This is a genomic window from Psychrobacter sp. Sarcosine-3u-12 (assembly GCF_002836005.1).
In the GTDB taxonomy this organism is placed as follows: Bacteria; Pseudomonadota; Gammaproteobacteria; order Pseudomonadales; family Moraxellaceae; genus Psychrobacter; species Psychrobacter okhotskensis.
In genome coordinates this window covers 1-18207 of sequence record NZ_PJBY01000104.1, presented here as the reverse complement: position 1 = coordinate 18207, position 18207 = coordinate 1, and the positions used below count along the sequence as shown (strand labels likewise).

15 protein-coding genes are annotated in these 18207 nt (G+C 44.4%); 8 read left to right on the top strand and 7 right to left on the bottom strand.

The window, feature by feature from the left end:
• Nucleotides 1-2: 2 nt before the first annotated feature.
• The gene (locus CXF65_RS10310; RefSeq protein ID WP_101211986.1) at nucleotides 3-1376 is read right to left on the bottom strand and encodes a Na+/H+ antiporter family protein; all 1374 of its coding nucleotides are present in this window, start codon (nucleotides 1374-1376) and stop codon (nucleotides 3-5) included.
• A gap of 394 nt (nucleotides 1377-1770) precedes the next feature.
• Here CXF65_RS10310 and lon point away from each other — a divergent pair, with 394 nt between their 5' ends.
• From lon to CXF65_RS10295, 3 genes are all read left to right on the top strand, one after another.
• Nucleotides 1771-4365: an endopeptidase La gene (lon, locus tag CXF65_RS10305; protein WP_413772504.1), complete on the top strand. Its 2595-nt coding sequence runs from the start codon at nucleotides 1771-1773 to the stop codon at nucleotides 4363-4365.
• Between the two features lie 144 nt (nucleotides 4366-4509).
• Nucleotides 4510-5604 (top strand): hypothetical protein, encoded by a 1095-nt coding sequence (locus CXF65_RS10300; protein ID WP_101211985.1) that lies wholly within the window; start codon nucleotides 4510-4512, stop codon nucleotides 5602-5604.
• 177 nt (nucleotides 5605-5781) lie between these two features.
• Entirely contained in the window at nucleotides 5782-6339 is a 558-nt protein-coding gene (locus CXF65_RS10295; RefSeq protein ID WP_025651318.1) for a superoxide dismutase family protein, read from the top strand.
• A 142-nt stretch (nucleotides 6340-6481) separates the two neighbouring features.
• Here CXF65_RS10295 and topA read toward each other — a convergent pair whose 3' ends face one another.
• Both topA and CXF65_RS10285 read right to left on the bottom strand, forming a co-directional pair.
• Nucleotides 6482-9148 carry a type I DNA topoisomerase gene (gene topA, locus CXF65_RS10290; RefSeq protein WP_025651317.1) on the bottom strand — a complete coding sequence of 889 codons (2667 nt, stop codon included), beginning with the start codon at nucleotides 9146-9148 and terminating at the stop codon, nucleotides 6482-6484.
• A 279-nt stretch (nucleotides 9149-9427) separates the two neighbouring features.
• On the bottom strand, nucleotides 9428-9985 hold the full coding sequence (locus CXF65_RS10285) for a hypothetical protein (protein WP_101211984.1): 558 nt from the start codon (nucleotides 9983-9985) through the stop codon (nucleotides 9428-9430).
• 346 nt (nucleotides 9986-10331) lie between these two features.
• Between CXF65_RS10285 and CXF65_RS10280 the strand changes: the two genes are divergently transcribed.
• Nucleotides 10332-10871, top strand: coding sequence for a DUF2799 domain-containing protein (locus CXF65_RS10280; RefSeq protein WP_227523251.1), 540 nt, complete (start codon nucleotides 10332-10334; stop codon nucleotides 10869-10871).
• 225 nt (nucleotides 10872-11096) lie between these two features.
• Here the strand turns inward: CXF65_RS10280 and CXF65_RS10275 are convergent, their stop codons facing one another.
• From CXF65_RS10275 to CXF65_RS10265, 3 genes are all read right to left on the bottom strand, one after another.
• On the bottom strand, nucleotides 11097-11498 hold the full coding sequence (locus tag CXF65_RS10275) for an ExbD/TolR family protein (protein ID WP_025651314.1): 402 nt from the start codon (nucleotides 11496-11498) through the stop codon (nucleotides 11097-11099).
• Nucleotides 11499-11613: 115 nt separating this feature from the next.
• Nucleotides 11614-12303, bottom strand: coding sequence for a MotA/TolQ/ExbB proton channel family protein (locus CXF65_RS10270; protein ID WP_101211983.1), 690 nt, complete (start codon nucleotides 12301-12303; stop codon nucleotides 11614-11616).
• Between the two features lie 82 nt (nucleotides 12304-12385).
• Nucleotides 12386-13288 carry a TonB family protein gene (locus tag CXF65_RS10265; protein ID WP_101211982.1) on the bottom strand — a complete coding sequence of 301 codons (903 nt, stop codon included), beginning with the start codon at nucleotides 13286-13288 and terminating at the stop codon, nucleotides 12386-12388.
• A gap of 486 nt (nucleotides 13289-13774) precedes the next feature.
• Here CXF65_RS10265 and CXF65_RS10260 point away from each other — a divergent pair, with 486 nt between their 5' ends.
• The 4 genes from CXF65_RS10260 to CXF65_RS10245 all read left to right on the top strand — a co-directional run bounded on the left by CXF65_RS10260 (nucleotide 13775) and on the right by CXF65_RS10245 (nucleotide 18034).
• Nucleotides 13775-14827, top strand: coding sequence for a siderophore ABC transporter substrate-binding protein (locus CXF65_RS10260; protein ID WP_101211981.1), 1053 nt, complete (start codon nucleotides 13775-13777; stop codon nucleotides 14825-14827).
• Between the two features lie 82 nt (nucleotides 14828-14909).
• Nucleotides 14910-15995 (top strand): ABC transporter permease, encoded by a 1086-nt coding sequence (locus tag CXF65_RS10255; protein ID WP_413772503.1) that lies wholly within the window; start codon nucleotides 14910-14912, stop codon nucleotides 15993-15995.
• Nucleotides 15996-16091: 96 nt separating this feature from the next.
• The gene (locus CXF65_RS10250) at nucleotides 16092-17177 is read left to right on the top strand and encodes an iron chelate uptake ABC transporter family permease subunit (protein WP_101211979.1); all 1086 of its coding nucleotides are present in this window, start codon (nucleotides 16092-16094) and stop codon (nucleotides 17175-17177) included.
• A gap of 77 nt (nucleotides 17178-17254) precedes the next feature.
• Nucleotides 17255-18034, top strand: coding sequence for an ABC transporter ATP-binding protein (locus CXF65_RS10245; RefSeq protein ID WP_101211978.1), 780 nt, complete (start codon nucleotides 17255-17257; stop codon nucleotides 18032-18034).
• Here CXF65_RS10245 and CXF65_RS10240 read toward each other — a convergent pair.
• Nucleotides 18021-18207: transposase (locus tag CXF65_RS10240; protein WP_198551997.1), on the bottom strand; the 187-nt coding region annotated here is incomplete at its 5' end. The two genes, CXF65_RS10245 and CXF65_RS10240, sit on opposite strands and share 14 nt — an antisense overlap.

Sequence of the window (18207 nt, the reverse complement as noted above, 5' to 3'; positions counted from 1 at the left end):
ACCTACAACACCATCGCTGCAATCCAACCAAATACCAACAATGGAATATTATAATGCAAGAATGTCGGCACCACGCTGTCCTTGATATGGTCGTGTTGGCCATCGATATTCAGACCAGAGGTTGGACCAAGGGTCGAGTCTGATGCTGGAGAGCCCGCATCACCCAACGCCCCAGCCGTACCGATAATGGCAACCGTTGCCAATGGCGAAAACCCTAAAGATATACATAGCGGCACATAAATCGCGGCAATAATCGGAATAGTCGAGAATGACGAGCCGATACCCATCGTGACCACCAAACCAATTCCAAGCATAACCAACGCAGCAATGGCTTTATTACCCGCAAAAAGGTTAGTCGCGCCATCGATCAGTGGGGCAATCTCACCCGTCGCTTTCATGACTTCTGCAAAGCCCTGCGCGGTAATCATAATAAAGCCAATCATCGCCATCAATTTGATACCATCATTAAAGACCGTATCAGCTTCACGCCACTTGACCACGCCCGTCGCCATAAAGACCGCAAATCCAAACATCGAGCCGAGCAAGAGCGAATCTGTATAGAGCTGTACGACAAAGGCAGTGATAATAGCGGCTAGAGCAACCAGCGTTTTCATCTTACTTTGTGTTTGCGCTTCAGTGGCGGTTTTACTTAAAGAATCGCCTGCTACCACTGCACTTTTTACCACATCGTGCGCTTCTTTATCTATCGCCATTTGCTGATAGTGGCGCGGTTTACGGTAACTGATAAATACCGCCGTCAGCAAACCAACCAACATACCGAGTGCCGGAATCGCCATCGCCTTAGTCACTGAGATATTACTAATATCAATGCCCGCTTCACCGACGTTTTTTAGCATGATTTGATTGAGATAAATATCACCGAAACCATATGGGATAAACATATAGGTAGTGACCAAACCAAAGGTCAACAGACAAGCAATTAAGCGTCTATCAATCTGCATGCGATTAAAGGCGAGCAATAATGGCGGCACGAGCAGTGGAATAAAGGCAATATGAATGGGGATTAGGTTTTGGCTAAAGCAACTCATGGTGATTAAGCCTGCAAACAGCATATACTTAATCATGCCACTGGTGCCACCGGCATCAATGCGCTTGATGACCGCCCCTGCCAATGATTGCGGCAAACCAGAATGAGCTATCGCTACCGCAAAAGCGCCCAGTAGCGCGTAAGATAGAGCGATTTGCGCGCCATTGCGGATGCCTTCTTGAAAGGCCTCTAGCGTATCAGTGATACCGAGACCCGCTAGCAGCCCGCCCGCCAGCGCACCGATCAATAAACTGAGCACCACGTGTACTCGCGCTAGTGACAGCCCTAACATGATGACGACTGCCAATAATACTGCGTTGATGGTCATATGTTGCCCCTTGCTCTTTATAATCCGGTCTGGTTAGGACTTATTAGTATTTTAAGGCCTATCAATATCGCTCTAACGCCTAAAATGCTTTACTCTAAAAAGCGAGGTTTCAGACGCGCGTCAGTTTACCTCATTTTGCTCATAAAACCTACGCATAGAACCCAATAGATATTGGCTGCCTACTAACGATAAGTACTTTGTCTATGCTGACTTTCAATGATTACTCATAAAATTAACACAGCGATGAATCGCTGTATTAAAGAAGATATAACTATTTAACAAAGATAAGCGCATGACTTGGTCACCAAGCCTTGCAATTTTATCTGTGAGCACCATTTATCTAAACATGAACCACTAACTTGACTTTACAAGTCTGGTGAACGAGGAAGAATATATGAGTGAACATAAAATTGCCCAAGACAATATCGACATCGATGTCGACGTATCATCTAACGTTTCTGATGATAATGCGCTAAATATCTCAGCTGACGATACGTTGGAAAATGAGTCAGAGTCGACGCCTGAATCTACTCAAGACGATGCTGAAAACATGAATGCTAAAGACAAAGGTGAACAGAACTATCTACCGCTACTGGCATTGCGCGATGTGGTCGTGTATCCACATATGCAAATTGCCTTGTTCGTAGGGCGTGCGCCATCGGTCAAAGCCGTTGAACTGGCACAAGCTGAGTATGGCAATAAAGTATTGGTCGTGGCGCAAAAAGACTCGCTGACCGAAGACATTGATCAAGATAACTTGTATCAGTACGGAACCGTGTGCCGCATCGTCAGCACCATGCCTCATGACAGCGATGAGAATTGTATCAAAGTATTGATCGAAGGTCAGTACCGTGCGCGCGTCGATAACATCGAAAATCACGACAAATTATTAATGGCGAGCTTTGAGCGTGCTGACCTTGATGTCGACATGGATGAGAGCCAGCAAAAAAATACCATTCAAGCTTTAACTACACTGTTTGAAAGCTATGCGGATGCTCGTTTGCGTAATGCGCGTGAGCTAACTCGCGTGGCAAAACGCATCGATGATTTGCTTGAACTGGTTTACTTCATCTCAACCCGCGTGTCGATGGATCTTGAGGTCAAGCAATCGTTCTTAGAACATGACGATATCAAAACCCATATCAATACGTTAACTGAGTACTTAGTCAAACAAAGCGCTGAGCAAAATATCGAACAAGATATCCAAGATGCCGTTCGTCAGCAGATGGAAGACAATCAGCGCGAGTACTTCTTAAATGAGAAAATGAAAGCCATTAAAAATGAGCTGTCAGATATGAATGACGGCGCGTTCGATGGTGAAGATGATGTGGCTGAGCTTGAGCAGCGCCTAGAAGATGCTGACTTGCCAGAAGATGTGCGCAAAAAAGCCGAGCAAGAGTTTAAAAAGCTAAAAATGATGCCGCCTGCCTCGAGTGAATCATCAGTCGTACGCAACTATATTGAATGGATCTTGGATACGCCGTGGAATGCCACAACCAAGGTTTCGATTAATTTAGAAAAAGCCAAAACGGTACTGGATGAAGATCATTACGGCTTGCAAGATGTGAAAGATCGCATCTTAGAATACCTCGCCGTACAATCACGGGTGAAAAAACTGCGCGGTCCGATTCTTTGCTTAGTCGGTCCTCCGGGTGTTGGTAAAACCTCATTGGGTGAATCGATTGCGCGTGCAACGGGTCGTAAGTTTGTCCGTATGGCGCTCGGCGGCGTACGTGATGAAGCGGAAATCCGTGGTCATCGCCGTACTTATATCGGTGCGATGCCGGGTAAAATCGTCCAATCACTGGCAAAAGTCGAAGTTAAAAACCCGCTATTCTTATTAGATGAAATCGATAAAATGGCGCAAGACTTCCGCGGTGATCCAGCATCAGCGTTGCTTGAAGTATTAGACCCTTCACAGAATGATACCTTTAACGACCATTATCTCGATATGGATTTAGATTTATCACAAGTGATGTTTATCTGTACCGCCAACAGCATGGATATTCCGCCTGCCCTACTTGACCGTATGGAAGTGATTCGTCTACCGGGTTATACCGAAGAAGAAAAGGTCAATATTGCGCAGAAATATCTCGTGCCAAAAGCGATTAAAAATAATGGCCTCAAAGAAGGTGAAATTGAGATTGTAGAAGCGGCATTGCATAGCATCGTGCGTAGCTATACGCGTGAAGCCGGTGTGCGCAACCTTGAGCGCGAAGTCAATAAAATCTGCCGTAAAGTGGTTCGCGGTTCAGTCGAAACTCATGGTGCACGCGCTCCGAAAAAAGCAGAACGTGAGCTGGTCGTAGTCGATGACAAAAACATCGATGACTATTTAGGTGTGCATCAGTATGACTATGGTCTGGCAGAAGAAGAGCCTGAGATTGGTCGTATTACGGGTCTTGCTTGGACACAAGTCGGTGGTGAGCTATTAACCATCGAAGCGGTAGCGATGAAAGGTAAAGGCGAGCTGAGCTTTACCGGTTCACTCGGCGACGTCATGAAAGAGTCGATTCGTGCAGCGATGAGTGTGGTGCGTGCCCGCGGTGACAGCTTAGGTATCGATTATGAGACCTTTAAAACCACTGACGTCCACGTACATATGCCAGAAGGCGCGACGCCCAAAGACGGTCCATCGGCTGGTGGTGCGCTTACCACAGCGCTGGTCTCTGCCTTGACTGGTATTGCCATTCGTCCAGATATTGCAATGACAGGCGAGATTACCTTACGCGGTAAAATCCTACGCATCGGTGGTCTAAAAGAGAAGCTACTTGCTGCACATCGCGGTGGTATCAAGCATGTGTTGATTCCAGCGAGCAACGAGCGTGACTTGGCCGATATCCCTGATAACGTCAAAGCTGGTCTGACTATTCAGCCAGTCGCGACGATTGATGAGATATTAAAAGTTGCGTTGGTGAGTATGCCAGTACCGCTTAAACCTGCTAAGGTGACGGTTGATAAAACCTCAAGCAAAGCGCTGCATAACTAATCTGATTCGTTACTAATCCAGTCTTACAAATTAAAGAGCCGCTCATCGTCATGATGGGCGGCTTTTTTTGGTAATAATAAAAAACAATTTGGTTAAGACCCTGTGCTATATTTTAGACAAATGTTTATTAATTAGGAAAGTACAATGTTAAATCATTTAAGGGTGCCTCTAGTTGTAATAAGCACATTACTACCCCTCGCTTTATTAGGCTGCCAAACCAACAGCCTCAATCATTCAGCACAAACCAGTACCGTTATCGACGATAAAAACTGGTCAGCGACCACCCTTGAATCCAGACTGTTTCAAACCACCACAAAATATGAGTGGCAACTAACCCATGTCAGCAATGATAAGGGTCGAATCAAGCCTTTTAACCAAAAGCTGCCTTTGATAATGGAGGTACATCCAAGCCTTTTAACTTTCACAAAAGGCTGTCAGCGTTACCAAGTTTCTTTTGATATGTGGTTACCATTACCGTACCTTTACGGGCAAATCGATGTCAGAGAACCATCTGATAACTGCACCACAGTAAACCATTCAATTATCGAAAATTTGAGTAATAAAAACACAATCAAAAACAAAACAGGAGATGTCGTAAATGGTGTTTTTATACCCTATTCAGATACAGCTTTCAGATTTGATCCAGTACTACCAAATTCTACACAGAATTCTAACAAGACATTAAAACAGCTGGCTCTAAAAACCAATAAAGGAAAAACACTGATTTTTTCGGGTACGCCCAAGCCTGAATATCGTGTGGCGGGCATACCGCTTACCAATGAATTATTAGAGCGATACCAATGGCGTCTTATTAGTGCAACTGACGATACCAATAAAACTATTAATAAATTTAATCGTCCAGATGTACCTATTACTGCAAACTACAGACTTGGTTCACATGATTATAGCCATCCTCAGCAAAGTAGTTTTAGCCAAGGTGTTGGGTTTTCTGTCGGATGCAATGGGGCTGGTGGGTCTTATGCTTTATCTACTAATCAAACGTTGCTAATTGGTGGCAACCCTTCAACGATGGTAGGGTGTGGTGATGACATTGATGATATTGAATCAAGCCTTAGCCGCCTAATGCTTTATAGCTCTAGTCAGTTAACACTGATCAATCTTGATAAGCAGAGAGTATCTAATCCTTCTAATAACTCTGAATCCAGCTATCTCCTTACTCAAAAGTTAGAATCAGGCGAAACCTTAGTATGGCAAAACGAAGTAAAGAAGACACCGTAAACCCTTTTCAAATCCATACGATACTTACATTTATTAACCGATTGTTGCGCTTTTAATGAATATCTATGCCGAGTCGTTGGTTATACTGATTGCGACATAAACGAATGTTGCAACGAAGCCAGTAACGATTATAAATATAAAGACTTGAAACAACTATTTAGATAAACGGAGAAAACGATGAAAAAAGTAATTCTTGCAAGCGCGCTATTATGTGGTTCAGCTTTAGCGATGACTGGTTGCCAAACGGTAGAAGGTCAGATGCAAACCGGTAATCCACTTAACCAACCTGCGCTAAAATCGACGATCAATGCAGTCGCTGGTAACAATAGTGAAGTGGGTCAAGTATTCCTACGCCCAGTAGATGGTGGCGTACAAGTCTACGGTAAACTGATGAACTTGCAGCCAGGTAAGACGGTATCATTGCATATTCATGAAACAGGTAGCTGCGGTAATATGGGTAAAGCGGCAGGTGGTCACTTCAACCCAGATAACAAACCGCACTCTAACCCTGATGATATGAATGGTCATGCGGGCGACTTGCCGAACTTAACCGCTAACGCAGATGGTGTTGCTACTATCAACTTTGTAAACAAGAAAATATCTGCTGCTGATGCCGGTAAATATAGTGTCAACCGCCTAGCCTTTATCGTTCATGGCGGCGTAGATGACTATACTAGCCAACCAGCTGGTAATGCAGGCGATCGCGTTGCTTGCGGTATCATTGAAAAGATCTAATAGTTTTTAACTAAACTATTAACCTTTAAAGTTTAATACGTTTAATAGCATAAAAACTGATAGTAAAAAAACCTCTTAGATAATCTAAGAGGTTTTTTTATGGTTTAAAGATATGGCTTCGAGATAAAGTGGTTAAAGAAATTTACTCTTCTACCCATTCACCTTTGCGCCAGTACACACCCCAACGCGTGGCCTTACCGTTTTTCTCAGAGCCGATATACTGCTCTTTTTTCTTACGTGACCAGCGCAAAATGGTTGGATTGCCATCAGGGTCTTCGTCTGGACCTGCAAACAGATACTGGAACTTATCTTCCATCTTATCTTTGATTTCGCGTAGCTCCGCAAGCTTTGGCGGACGTGTTTCGCGTACTTTCGGGAACTTAGAGGCTGCTAAGAACATCCCAGCCGCCCCTTCACGCAAGATAAAGTAATCATCGTGCTTGGTTGATTTTAGCTCTGGTAGATGAATAGGATCCATACGCGGCGGTGCAGCTTCGCCAGTTTTGAGCACTTTACGAGTATTGTCACATTTCTGACAAGCAAAGTAAGGACCAAAACGTCCGGTTTTTAGCTCCATCTGCCCATCACATTTATTACAGTCAATGGTTGGGGCATCTGAACCCGGTACTTCAAACTTGCCTTCTTCTAAGATATAACCGTCGCAATCGGGATTGTTACCACAGATATGTAGCTTGAGACCGCCATCAACGATATACCCGTTCATCGCGGTACCATCTTTTGGGCAACGTTTCTTTTCCATCAAATCTTTAACTTCAGCTGCTTCGTCATCACCTTCAGCATCATCAAGATTAGCAAACGCTTCGACTGGCATTAAGTTCTTGGTGCCTTTACAGCGCTCTTTTGGCGGTAAGTTATAGCCCGTACAACCTAAGAACACACCCGTTGAGCCAGTACGCAGCTGCATTGGACGACCACAAATATCACAATGGACATCTGGCACATCGGTCGGATCATTGGGCCGCATGCCATCTTTTTCTTTGGCGCGATCAAGCGTGGTTTTGAAGTCGCCATAAAAGTTATCGAGGACATCTTTCCAATTTGTATCGCCTTCTGCGACATGATCGAGCTTGTCTTCAAGCGCAGCAGTAAAAGTATAATCCATCAAATCCGGAAAACTTGCGGTCAGTCTGTCGGTGACGATATCACCCATTTTTTCGGCAAATAAACGCTTATTTTCAAGCTTTACATAACCGCGATCTTGAATGGTCGAGATGATAGATGCATAAGTCGATGGACGACCGATACCTTTTTTCTCAAGCTCTTTGACCAAGCTTGCCTCGGTATAACGCGGTGGTGGCTTGGTAAAGTGTTGACTCGGATCAAGCTTATCGAGCGTTAATTTGTCGCCTTTTTTGACATCTGGAAGCAAAGTATCGTCGGTTTTCGCTGGTGGCATGACTTTAGTAAAGCCATCAAACACCAATGTACGACCGCGGGCTTTTAGCTCAACATCATTGGCAGCGACGAATAGATTCACTGACAGGTATTTTGCAGGGAGCATCTGGCAGGCCACAAACTGACGCCAAATCAGCTCATATAGACGGATGGCATCACGCTCAACCCCTTTTAGCTGGGTTGATTTCATATTGACGTTAGACGGACGAATCGCTTCATGCGCCTCTTGTGCGCCTTGTTTATTACCGTAAAAGTTTGGCTTTTCTGGCACGTATTTATTGCCATAGCTGTCTTCGATATAGCCACGTACCGCCGCCAATGCATCACCCGACAAGAATGTCGAGTCGGTACGCATATAAGTAATATGACCGGCTTCGTATAAACGCTGTGCCAAAATCATGGTTTTCTTAACTGAAAAACCCAGTCGCGTGCTGGCTGCTTGTTGCAATGTTGACGTAATAAACGGCGCACTCGGGCGTGATTGCGTTGGTTTCTCTTCACGCTCTTTGACGATAAAGTCGTTGGCGTTAAGCACTTCTAAGACTTTATCCGTCTGCTCTTTATTGACAAGCTTTAGCGTTTTGCCACCTTGCTTGGTTGCTTCTAAACGAATGGCAATTTGCTCAGCGTCTTTTTTACTGCTAGCAACGTGAGTATCAGCATGAATTTGCCAGTATTCTTCTGGAATAAAGGCACGAATTTCATGCTCACGCTCGACCACCAAGCGCATAGCGACCGACTGGACACGACCTGCAGAAAGACCGCGAGCAACCTTTTGCCAGAGTAGTGGCGATACCATAAAGCCAACGACACGGTCTAAAAAGCGCCGTGCTTGTTGGGCGTTAACACGGTCAATATCGAGCTTTGATGGTTGCTTAAAGGCGTTTTGAATAGCGGTTTTGGTAATCTCGTTAAAGACCACGCGCTCATATTTACTATCTGCGCCACCGATGACTTCTTTGAGATGCCAAGCGATGGCTTCCCCTTCTCTATCCATATCCGTTGCGAGATAGATTTTGTCAGCGTCTTTAGCTAAGGCTTTGAGCTCTTTGATGACCTTGGTTTTGTTTGGCAATACTTCATAGACTGCCGCCCAGTCATGCTCAGGGTCGACACCCATCCGTCTGACTAGTGCTTGCTGCGCTTTTTCTTCTTTGCTCAGACTGTCATCTTTTTTACTGGTCGCTGGCTTCTTCGCGCTTTTACTCGCACCAACGGGTAAATCGCGTATATGTCCAATACTCGAGCGAACGACGAAGTCATTACCGAGGTATTTATTGATCGTTTTTGCCTTGGCTGGTGACTCGACAATCACCAAAGACTTGCCCTTTGGACTGTCTTTAGTTTTGTCAGCAGCCGCAGCTGGACTTTTTTTAGTTGTGGTTTTTGCCATATTTGACGACACCATAATATAAGTAGTTTAAAAGTAAGGTTAAATTCAGCAGCACGGCAATTTATGGAAGCTGATCATCATAGCTCAGCGATTTATTGTAATAATAGCTGCTGATATAAAAGGGTATAAAGCAAGCAACGACGCCGATACGAGTCATAAAACAGCAATAAAGGTACAAAGACGTTACACTGCTAGGCGCTGAACTGTCAACTGTAAATAATTGGGGCACCGCAAAACTGCTTGCTTATTGCCCATTAATGGAGACTAAAAAACGATTTACTAGCTCTGGCGCTTTTTTTGCATCTGTAATGCCCACGCTTCGAGCTGTGTCTTCAGTACTAATAAGTCTGACTCAATCATTTTTTGTTGATAATGAGGGTTGGTCACTGGGCGCACATAGGCGATATCTTCCCAATAAATAACAATGCTATTTGACTTAATTAATAAGGCTTTTACAAATGGCTCAATACTGGCGGGCAATGCCAATGGCACTTTATCCAAGCTAAAATTGGCTTGGGGATTGGCTTGAGGAGGCACATTATTTACGTTGCTGTTTGCATTGCTATCTGGTCGCCAGTAGCCATCGAGGACCTGATAGCGCGTCAGCGGCAATTTGACATTGTCTAGCACCAGCCCATACTGCCCAAGCATCCCGCGACCATACTCATTGTCCTTGCCCCTGATCCAATCGGGACAAGCCACCAGTTTTGGATTCAACTGTAAGCGACGGGCGGTCATGCGCAAATGATCCAAGCGCTGATCGATACCGCTCGGTTTGAGCGCCATCATACTCCCTAATACGAATAGTACAATGGCGATCGCAATCCATATTCCCATAACAATCTGACCTTTTAGCTGAATTAAAATGCGGCTGAGACGACACTAGCGCCGCGATTGAGCAAAAAACTATTAGCGAGTAACTGGATGGACAGTGGTTTGTCATACCAGTCCTTATAATGAGCACGAACCATAAAAAATCAAGCAGGGTTGATAGAGCGCTGCGTTGATAATCAGCTGATAGCCACTTGCTTGGCAAAGTCCCCTTATTTGACAAACCTACTATTTATACTGCCATATCAATCAGTTAGTACGTAAAAAATAAGTTTAATAACAAGATACAAAAAGTTGTACACGGTAAAAAGTGCTATGATAAACCATAATTTTAAACGCGCGCAGGTTTATTATGAATTATCTTATTGAGTCAAACTCATCGGGCGCTTATCACGCTCGCAAGCTGACAAGTAAAGTCTCGAGCAAAACAGGCATGAGTCTATCCCTACTTGGCGCGGTCGTACTGACATTATCGGGCTGTGCCACGACTCAGAGCCTAACGCCGCAGCAGTGTCAAAGCAGTAACTGGCAAGAAGTCGGCTATGCTGATGGCTCGCAAGGACGTTCAGGTGCCTACTTCGGTCACTATACCAATAGCTGCGCTAGTGTCGGCGGTGCTAGCCCTAACCGTATCCAATGGGAGCAAGGCCGTCAACAAGGCCTCAAAAACTACTGTACCGAGCTTAACGCTTATAAGCTCGGTCGCGAAGGCTATGACTGGCAACCTGTCTGTCCGTTAGAAGGTATTGAGAAGTTAGAAGAAGCTTACTCTCAAGGGCGCTACTACTATATCCGTCAACGCGATCTCGACTACTTACGCTCACCTTACCCATTTGGCTACAGACATGCAGGTTTTGGTTACGGCTATCGTCCATTTGGCTACGGCTGGTAAAAAAAGAAAACCTCACTAACGACTTAATTTGAGGTTTAAGTAGTTAATGAGGTTGGAGAAAATTTTATTATTTTAATTGTTTTTATTATAGCGGTGTTGGTTGTCTTGCTGGTTGGGCTATTGATTTATCTAGCCAGTTTTCTCATATAAAGTTAAAGCTACTAGTACTAACTCACAGTGCTTAAACTATTCAATGCTTAAGTTATTCAGTATTTAGCTACTAAGCTACTCATTCACAAATGCGATTTTGGTCAGTCCAGCGTTACTTGCCGCTGCCAAAACTTGAGCAACCGTATCGTACTTGCCTTCTTTATCTGCACGTAACTGTACTGCTGGATTCTTACCAGTCGCGCCTTGTTGCTGCAAGCGTGTCTCTAACTCTTCCATGCTGATTGGGTCGCTATCCCAGAATATTCCCGCGTCCTTATCAATGCTGACTTGGATCGCTTCTGGCGGCGTTTCATTTAGCGCGGCACTAGTCTCTGGCAAATCTAAAGGCACCGTCGGATTCAGCACGGTCGCTGTCAATAAAAATATAATCATCAATACCAGCATGATATCGATCAGCGGAATGAGGTTCATCTCATCCATGCTTCGTACGTCATCATCACCCAATTGAAATGCCATAGTTACTCTCAATGCTTTTGGTTATTTTCACACAGCCAAGCCGTTTTTTGACCTGTCGTTTGAGCCTTTACAGACCTAGCGCTGGCAGATTTAATGCTTGCAAGATCAACACTATCTATAGCTGCTTTGGCACAGAATTACTGTAGTTATTGGTATGCTGAGTCTCGCTCGTCGTTGAACGACTGCTTGGTGCAGCGTGCACTTGTGAGGCGCTAGCAGCATGGCTCGCGGTTACCTTGGTAGTATCCACAAGACCCGTTGATTGCGCCAATAAATCATGCGCTCTATCGTTGGCTTGATACATTATGCGGCGATTGATACGTACGGCAAGGTTGTAAAAAACGACAGCTGGAATGGCGACCGCGATACCAAGCCCTGTCATGATAAGTGCCTCGCCGACTGGTCCTGCCACCTCTCCCAAGCCTGCCTGTCCACTGGTGCCAATGTTATGTAGCGCATGAAAAATACCCCATACCGTGCCAAATAAACCGATAAATGGCGCGATTGCCGCTGTCGTACCGAGGATAGGCAACCCACGTTCACTGGCAAACCGATAACGGCCGATGTGCTTAAGCAAAGTCTGCTCAGTGACCAAACGGCGCGTGGCTGCATCAGAGTCTATTAGATCCGAGCCTTTATCTTGCATCTGCTGACTCAAATCATCTGCTACATTGGTCGCCAGCTTACGGCTTTGCAATACGCGGACGATACCTGTCACCCAAGAGAGAATAGATAACGCAAGCAACAAAAAGAACAACGTTTTTGTCACCATGTCGCTGATTTGCCAGTATTGCATAAAGTCCATGTCAGACTCCTTCGTCTTTTGTATTATGGCTTAAGATATCGATCATTATTTTTATAACGTTAGATGTAAATAATCAATATATTCAAGATATTACGTAACTAACAGGCACAGACACCCTACCTCTCACCGCTACCCCATTGCGTATAAATGGGGTCAGTTTAGCTTTCTTTATAGCTCTTATAATTTTATTATCTACGCTGCTGATACCTGTACTTGGAGAGATAGATACTTTCGTAATATTACCTTTTTCATCCACTGTGATTGCTGCTGTTACTGATATACTTCCTTTCTTTTTAAGGCTTCTTTCATTCGCGAGGAAACCAAGTTGAGGCCCACTTCGCCAGCTGGCTTCACTAGCGCCGAAACTTACTGGACCTGTATCCACAGGTGATTGTGTTTCTTGTTGATTACCACCTTCATTACCGCCTCCAGTATTCTTTGAGCCATCCCCAACACTACTTGGCTTGTTTACACCTTGGTTACTGTTTGTACTAGTATCAATTGTAGGTTTTTGAGCAGTAGGCTTGTTTACTTTGATAACAGTAGTCGTACTATTATCTACCACTCCTCCCAGATTTGGCTTCTCATTATCAGCAGGTTTATTATTTATACTTTCAGATGGAAGCTCATCAGTTGGATTATTATTGCTAGGTGATGGCGCTGGTGATTTTTTGTTACTTGAATCTTTGGGAGTTTTAGTCTGTTTTACAGTACTAGGCGCAGTAACTGGCTTCGCTTTAGGCTTAGTATCAAGCTTCCTAACTGGTTCAGGTTTTTCCTCTTCCACCTTTATCTCTTCAACCTCAACAGGTGGTGGCGTAACCAGCTCTATTTCGATAGGCGGTGTTTCTTTTTTATCGATTTTCAACTCAGGCGTTTTGATGGCCGCTAAGGCGACTACCGTCAACACATGCAGACCCACAACTATCATAATAGCCGTGAGTATCAATTTAAGTGGTGGCGCGTCTAAATCCGTTGAACTCATAACACCCTAATATTCATTAACCGAGGTAGAATGGCGTAGATAATAATGCAAACGATAATTATTATCAATAATAATTTACAATATTTTCGCTATTTAATACATCTCTGACACGTGACATTGCTTAGTAGCCTTACTTATCAGAACGCTTATTTCTATGAACGTTACCTACTTTTATACCTCACTACTATGAATCTTATCTTTACATCAAATGATACGTTGCGTTTAATATAACAAGTGCTGTTAATAAAAACCATTATCATTTATATTGATAATGAGTCTCAACTACTTTATTATAACCGCTGTACTGTCTACCCAAACTATTTTTATAAAAATTATTCGTACAAAAAATTAGTGAGTGGTACTAAGTAGACTATTTATTTTATGCTTTTTATCTCAAGCATCTTTCAGACTTAATATTTTTAGCGTTATTCATTTGCAATCATTTTAGACAATTGCTTAAACATTTTTTTATAGACCGAGTTCATTATGCCGACACCCTTATTATCTAGCAGATCTACCGCCTCTTCTTTCAAACGTCCATTACTGACTGCTGCCATGACAGCATTGTTAGCTACCGTAGTGGCAGGATGTAGCTCGCCTGAATCTAATGACTCTGAGCCAGCAGACGCCAAAACTGAAAACCCAACGGCTGATGAATCACAGAACGTTGCTAATAACGACGCTGTATCTGCTGAGAAAATCATGGTCAATACTGTAAAAGGTGATGTTGAGCTAGCCATGAACCCATCGCCACTTGTCGTTTATGACATGACATTGATGCAAGACTTGGCCGCGCTAGATGTGGCGGTCGATGGTATGCCTGGTGGCCTATTACTAAAGAATCTACATTCAGAAACACAGCCTGATCCAAAATCGGTAGGTACTGTGTTTGAGCCGGATCTTGAAGCGTTGAATGCAATGCAACCGCAAGCTATTTTGGTCGGTTCACGCATGGCAGAAAAATACGACGAGCTATCAAGTATCGCGCCGACATTGGACATGAGTATTGATACAGCTAACATTTACGAATCAAGCAAGCAGCGCCTGCATGATCTAGGTGCACTGTTCGGTAAAAGCGATCAAGCCGCTAAGCTACAACAGAACATCGATGGACTCATCACTGAGACCAAGAATCTAACAAAAGAAAATAAAGGCACTGGCCTAGTCGTCATGGTCAATGGCAACAAAATGTCAGCCTATGGTGACAAGTCTCGCTATGGTTTTATCCATACTGTGTTAGGTGTACCAATGGCAGATGACAAAATTGCCGATGCGCCTCATGGTCAGCCGATATCGTTTGAATACATCCAAAAAGCCAATCCTGATTGGTTATTTGTCATCGACCGTAGTGCTGCAATTGGTGAAGACGGTATTGGTGCCAAGGCCGTATTAGACAATCCACTGGTTGCCCAGAGCAATGCATGGAGTAAGCAGCAAGTGGTTTATTTGAGCCCAGACTCTTACTTAGCATTTGGCGGTTACTACCAGTGGATGCAGGATCTAACGACGATCAAAGATGCTTTTACTAACGCTAAATAACGTCGTTGCTTATAAAAAATATTATTGCTCAAGTAGGTAATTATTACCGTTAACCCTGCTCATTTTTAAGCCAGTAGAGATTATGTCGTTATTTTCACACCGTACTCATGCTAGGCTCAAATCCAGTACTGCTCCATCAGCGTCAAGCTGGCAAAGCGGTACTGGCAATGCGTTACATCGACGTACTGTCATACCACCGTGGTTCATCAATACAGCAAGCCTCATTCTTATGGGGCTTTTGGTGTTATTGAGCTTATCTATTGGTGTGGCTGACTTTTCGTGGTCAGGTATCTTGCAGAGCCTGCTGACTCAGAGTGCCAACTCCGATAGCTCATTGTTATTGGTTAGCCGTATACCGCGTACCATCGCCATTATCTTGACTGGTATTGCTATGGCAGTGGCTGGGATGATTATCCAAGTAGTACTAAAAAACCGCTTTGTAGAGCCATCTATGGTTGGTGCAACTCAGAGTGCTGCACTTGGTTTGCTAGTGGTCAGTCTGCTGTTCCCTGCCAGTGCGCTCATTGTAAAAATGGGCGTGGCAACCATCGCTGCCGTTTTTGGCATGATGCTATTTATGCTGCTCATTCACCGCATTCCGCCCACTGATTTTTTGATGATTCCACTGATTGGCATTGTCTTTGGCGGCATTATTGAAGCCGTCACTACCTTTATCGCCTATCAAACCGAATCACTACAGATGCTGAGTGTTTGGCAGTTTGGGGATTTTTCGGGCGTATTGGCAGGGCGCTATGAGCTGTTGTGGCTCACGGGTGGACTGTGTGTGCTGGCTTATATTATTGCTGACAAGCTGACCATCGTTGGTTTGGGTGACAATATCGCCTTAAACTTGGGTATTAGTAAGCGTCAAGTCACTTGGATTGGCGTGGGTATGGTAGCCATGATGAGCGCTGTCGTGGTCGTGACTGTGGGCATGATTCCTTTTATTGGGCTGGTCGTACCAAACATTGTGAGCCGTCTAATGGGAGATAAGTTGCGTCGCAGCTTGCCAGCAGTGGCCCTACTTGGTGCTTCAGCCGTACTGCTATGCGATATTATCGGGCGCTCTATTCGCTATCCATTTGAAGTACCGGTCGCCACTATTTTTGGTGTGGTTGGTACGGTGCTGTTTTTATGGCTGTTATTACGTGCGCCAGCTGAGCAGTAGCACCATGTTCACTAACTATGTATTAATTTTCAACACTCGCTTACCGTCGTTCATTTTTTGCCTTATTAGATAAGCTTGGCACCATAGGATTTTTGTATGTTCTCATCAACTAAGCTTACTTCCACCAAGACTGATGCTACCAGAACCAGCACAGCGGTAAATAATTCATCTTCAGCAGATGGTCAGTATTCAGCCGCTGCACAAGGTCATTTGGCAAAGCTTTGGGCATGGATAGCTGCCCATCCAAAATCCATAGCAGCTATTATTCTACTTATCTCGATGACCTTGTTTATGACACTCAATGTCAATGGCTATTGGGACTTTGCACTACCATTACGCGGCAAAAAACTGTTGGCACTAATGGTGGTTGGCTATGCGATTGGCGTGTCGACGCTACTGTTTCAGACGTTGACTCACAATCCAATTCTAACGCCCTCCCTACTTGGGTTTGACTCACTCTATGTTCTGTTGCAGAGCTTACTGGTTTTCTTTTTAGGTGCGATTAGCTTTACCAGTCTCGATCCTATTGCCAAGTTCACGTTAGAGATTGTCCTGATGTTTGGGGCATCTTTATTATTGTTTAAGTTATTATTTTCTAAAAGCAGTCAGGATCTGACACGGCTAATATTGGTGGGCGTTATCTTTGGCGTGTTGTTTCGCAGCTTATCAGCACTCATTGCACGGTTGATTAACCCTGATGATTTTGTGGTCGTACAGTCTGCCAGCTACGCGCAGTTCAATACGGTCAACCCTCAGCTACTAGGTATCAGCTTATTTATCTGTGCCATCACTGCGATATTTGTGTGGCGCTGGCGTTATCAGTGCGATGTATTGATGCTCGGACAAGCACAGGCCGTCAACCTTGGTATCAACTATCAACGTCTGGCATTTGGTCTATTAACTGTCATCGCTGTATTGGTTGCCACGGCCACTGCACTGGTCGGTCCAGTGACTTTCTTTGGTTTATTGGTTTGCGCATTGACCAATCGTATCGCGCGACATATGTATCACACTGAGCGGCTGATATTGGTCAGCTTGGTTGCTATGATTTGCTTAGTGCTGGGTCAGACTATCTTTGAGCAAGTGTTAGATATGGCAGGCGTATTGTCAGTGGTGATAGAGCTAGCAGGCGGATTGATGTTCTTAGCATTGATATTTATGTCTCAACGTCGTTCGTTATAACTACTTAGCCGACATTGTTTATTTAGCTGATGCTGTTGATAGAGAAAACCCTAAGACTTTTTTAAATAAGACTGACTATGATTAAACTAAATAATATCTCTCACCATATTGGCAAACAACAAATCTTGCATGACATTACGTTGTCCCTACCAACGGCGCAGGTAATTGCTTTGATTGGGCCTAACGGTGCTGGAAAGTCTACGTTGTTTTCTGTCATGGCCCGTTTGCAGCCGCTACAATCTGGGCAGGTGAGCTTCGCTGTAGATAATGAAGAGCGTGATATTGTCAGCTGTCAGGCACGGACACTGGCAAAGACTGTCGCGATGCTTGGGCAAGACAATCATGTACAAGGACGCCTGCGCGTACATGAGCTACTGATGTTTGGTCGTTATCCCTATCATCAAGGACAACCAACTGCTGACGATCAGCAAAAAGTACAGGAAATCCTTGAACGCTTTGAACTGGAGCCATTAGCCGAGCGCTTCTTGTCAACATTGTCTGGTGGGCAACGGCAACGCGTGCTGATTGCGATGATTGTCTGCCAAGATACGCCATATCTCTTGCTTGATGAGCCGCTGAATAATCTGGATATGTACCACGCTGGTCGCTTGATGCGTGAGCTGCGCGAGTTGAGTCATAGCCAGCAAAAAACCGTGGTAATAGTCCTGCATGATATCAACCAAGCAGCACAGTTTGCTGATACAGTGGTTACGATGAAAGCAGGAGAAGTGACCGCTGTTGGTCGCCCTGCTGATGTTATTACTAAAGAGACGATGAAAGATTTATATAACGTCGATGTCACTGTCCTAAATCATCAGGGTCGTCCAGTGATTGTTGATATAGTCAATCCAGAATAAAATTGGTACAACCCATATCATGAAACAGCTTAGGTAAATTATTCTCCATCCACCCTTGTCGCAAAAACTTCGCCTGTGCCCATTTTTTCTCAATAGGGTTTAAATCGGGACTATAAGGCGGTAGAAATAACAAGCGATGACCATGCCTGTTGAGTAATCTCTGAACGCGTTTG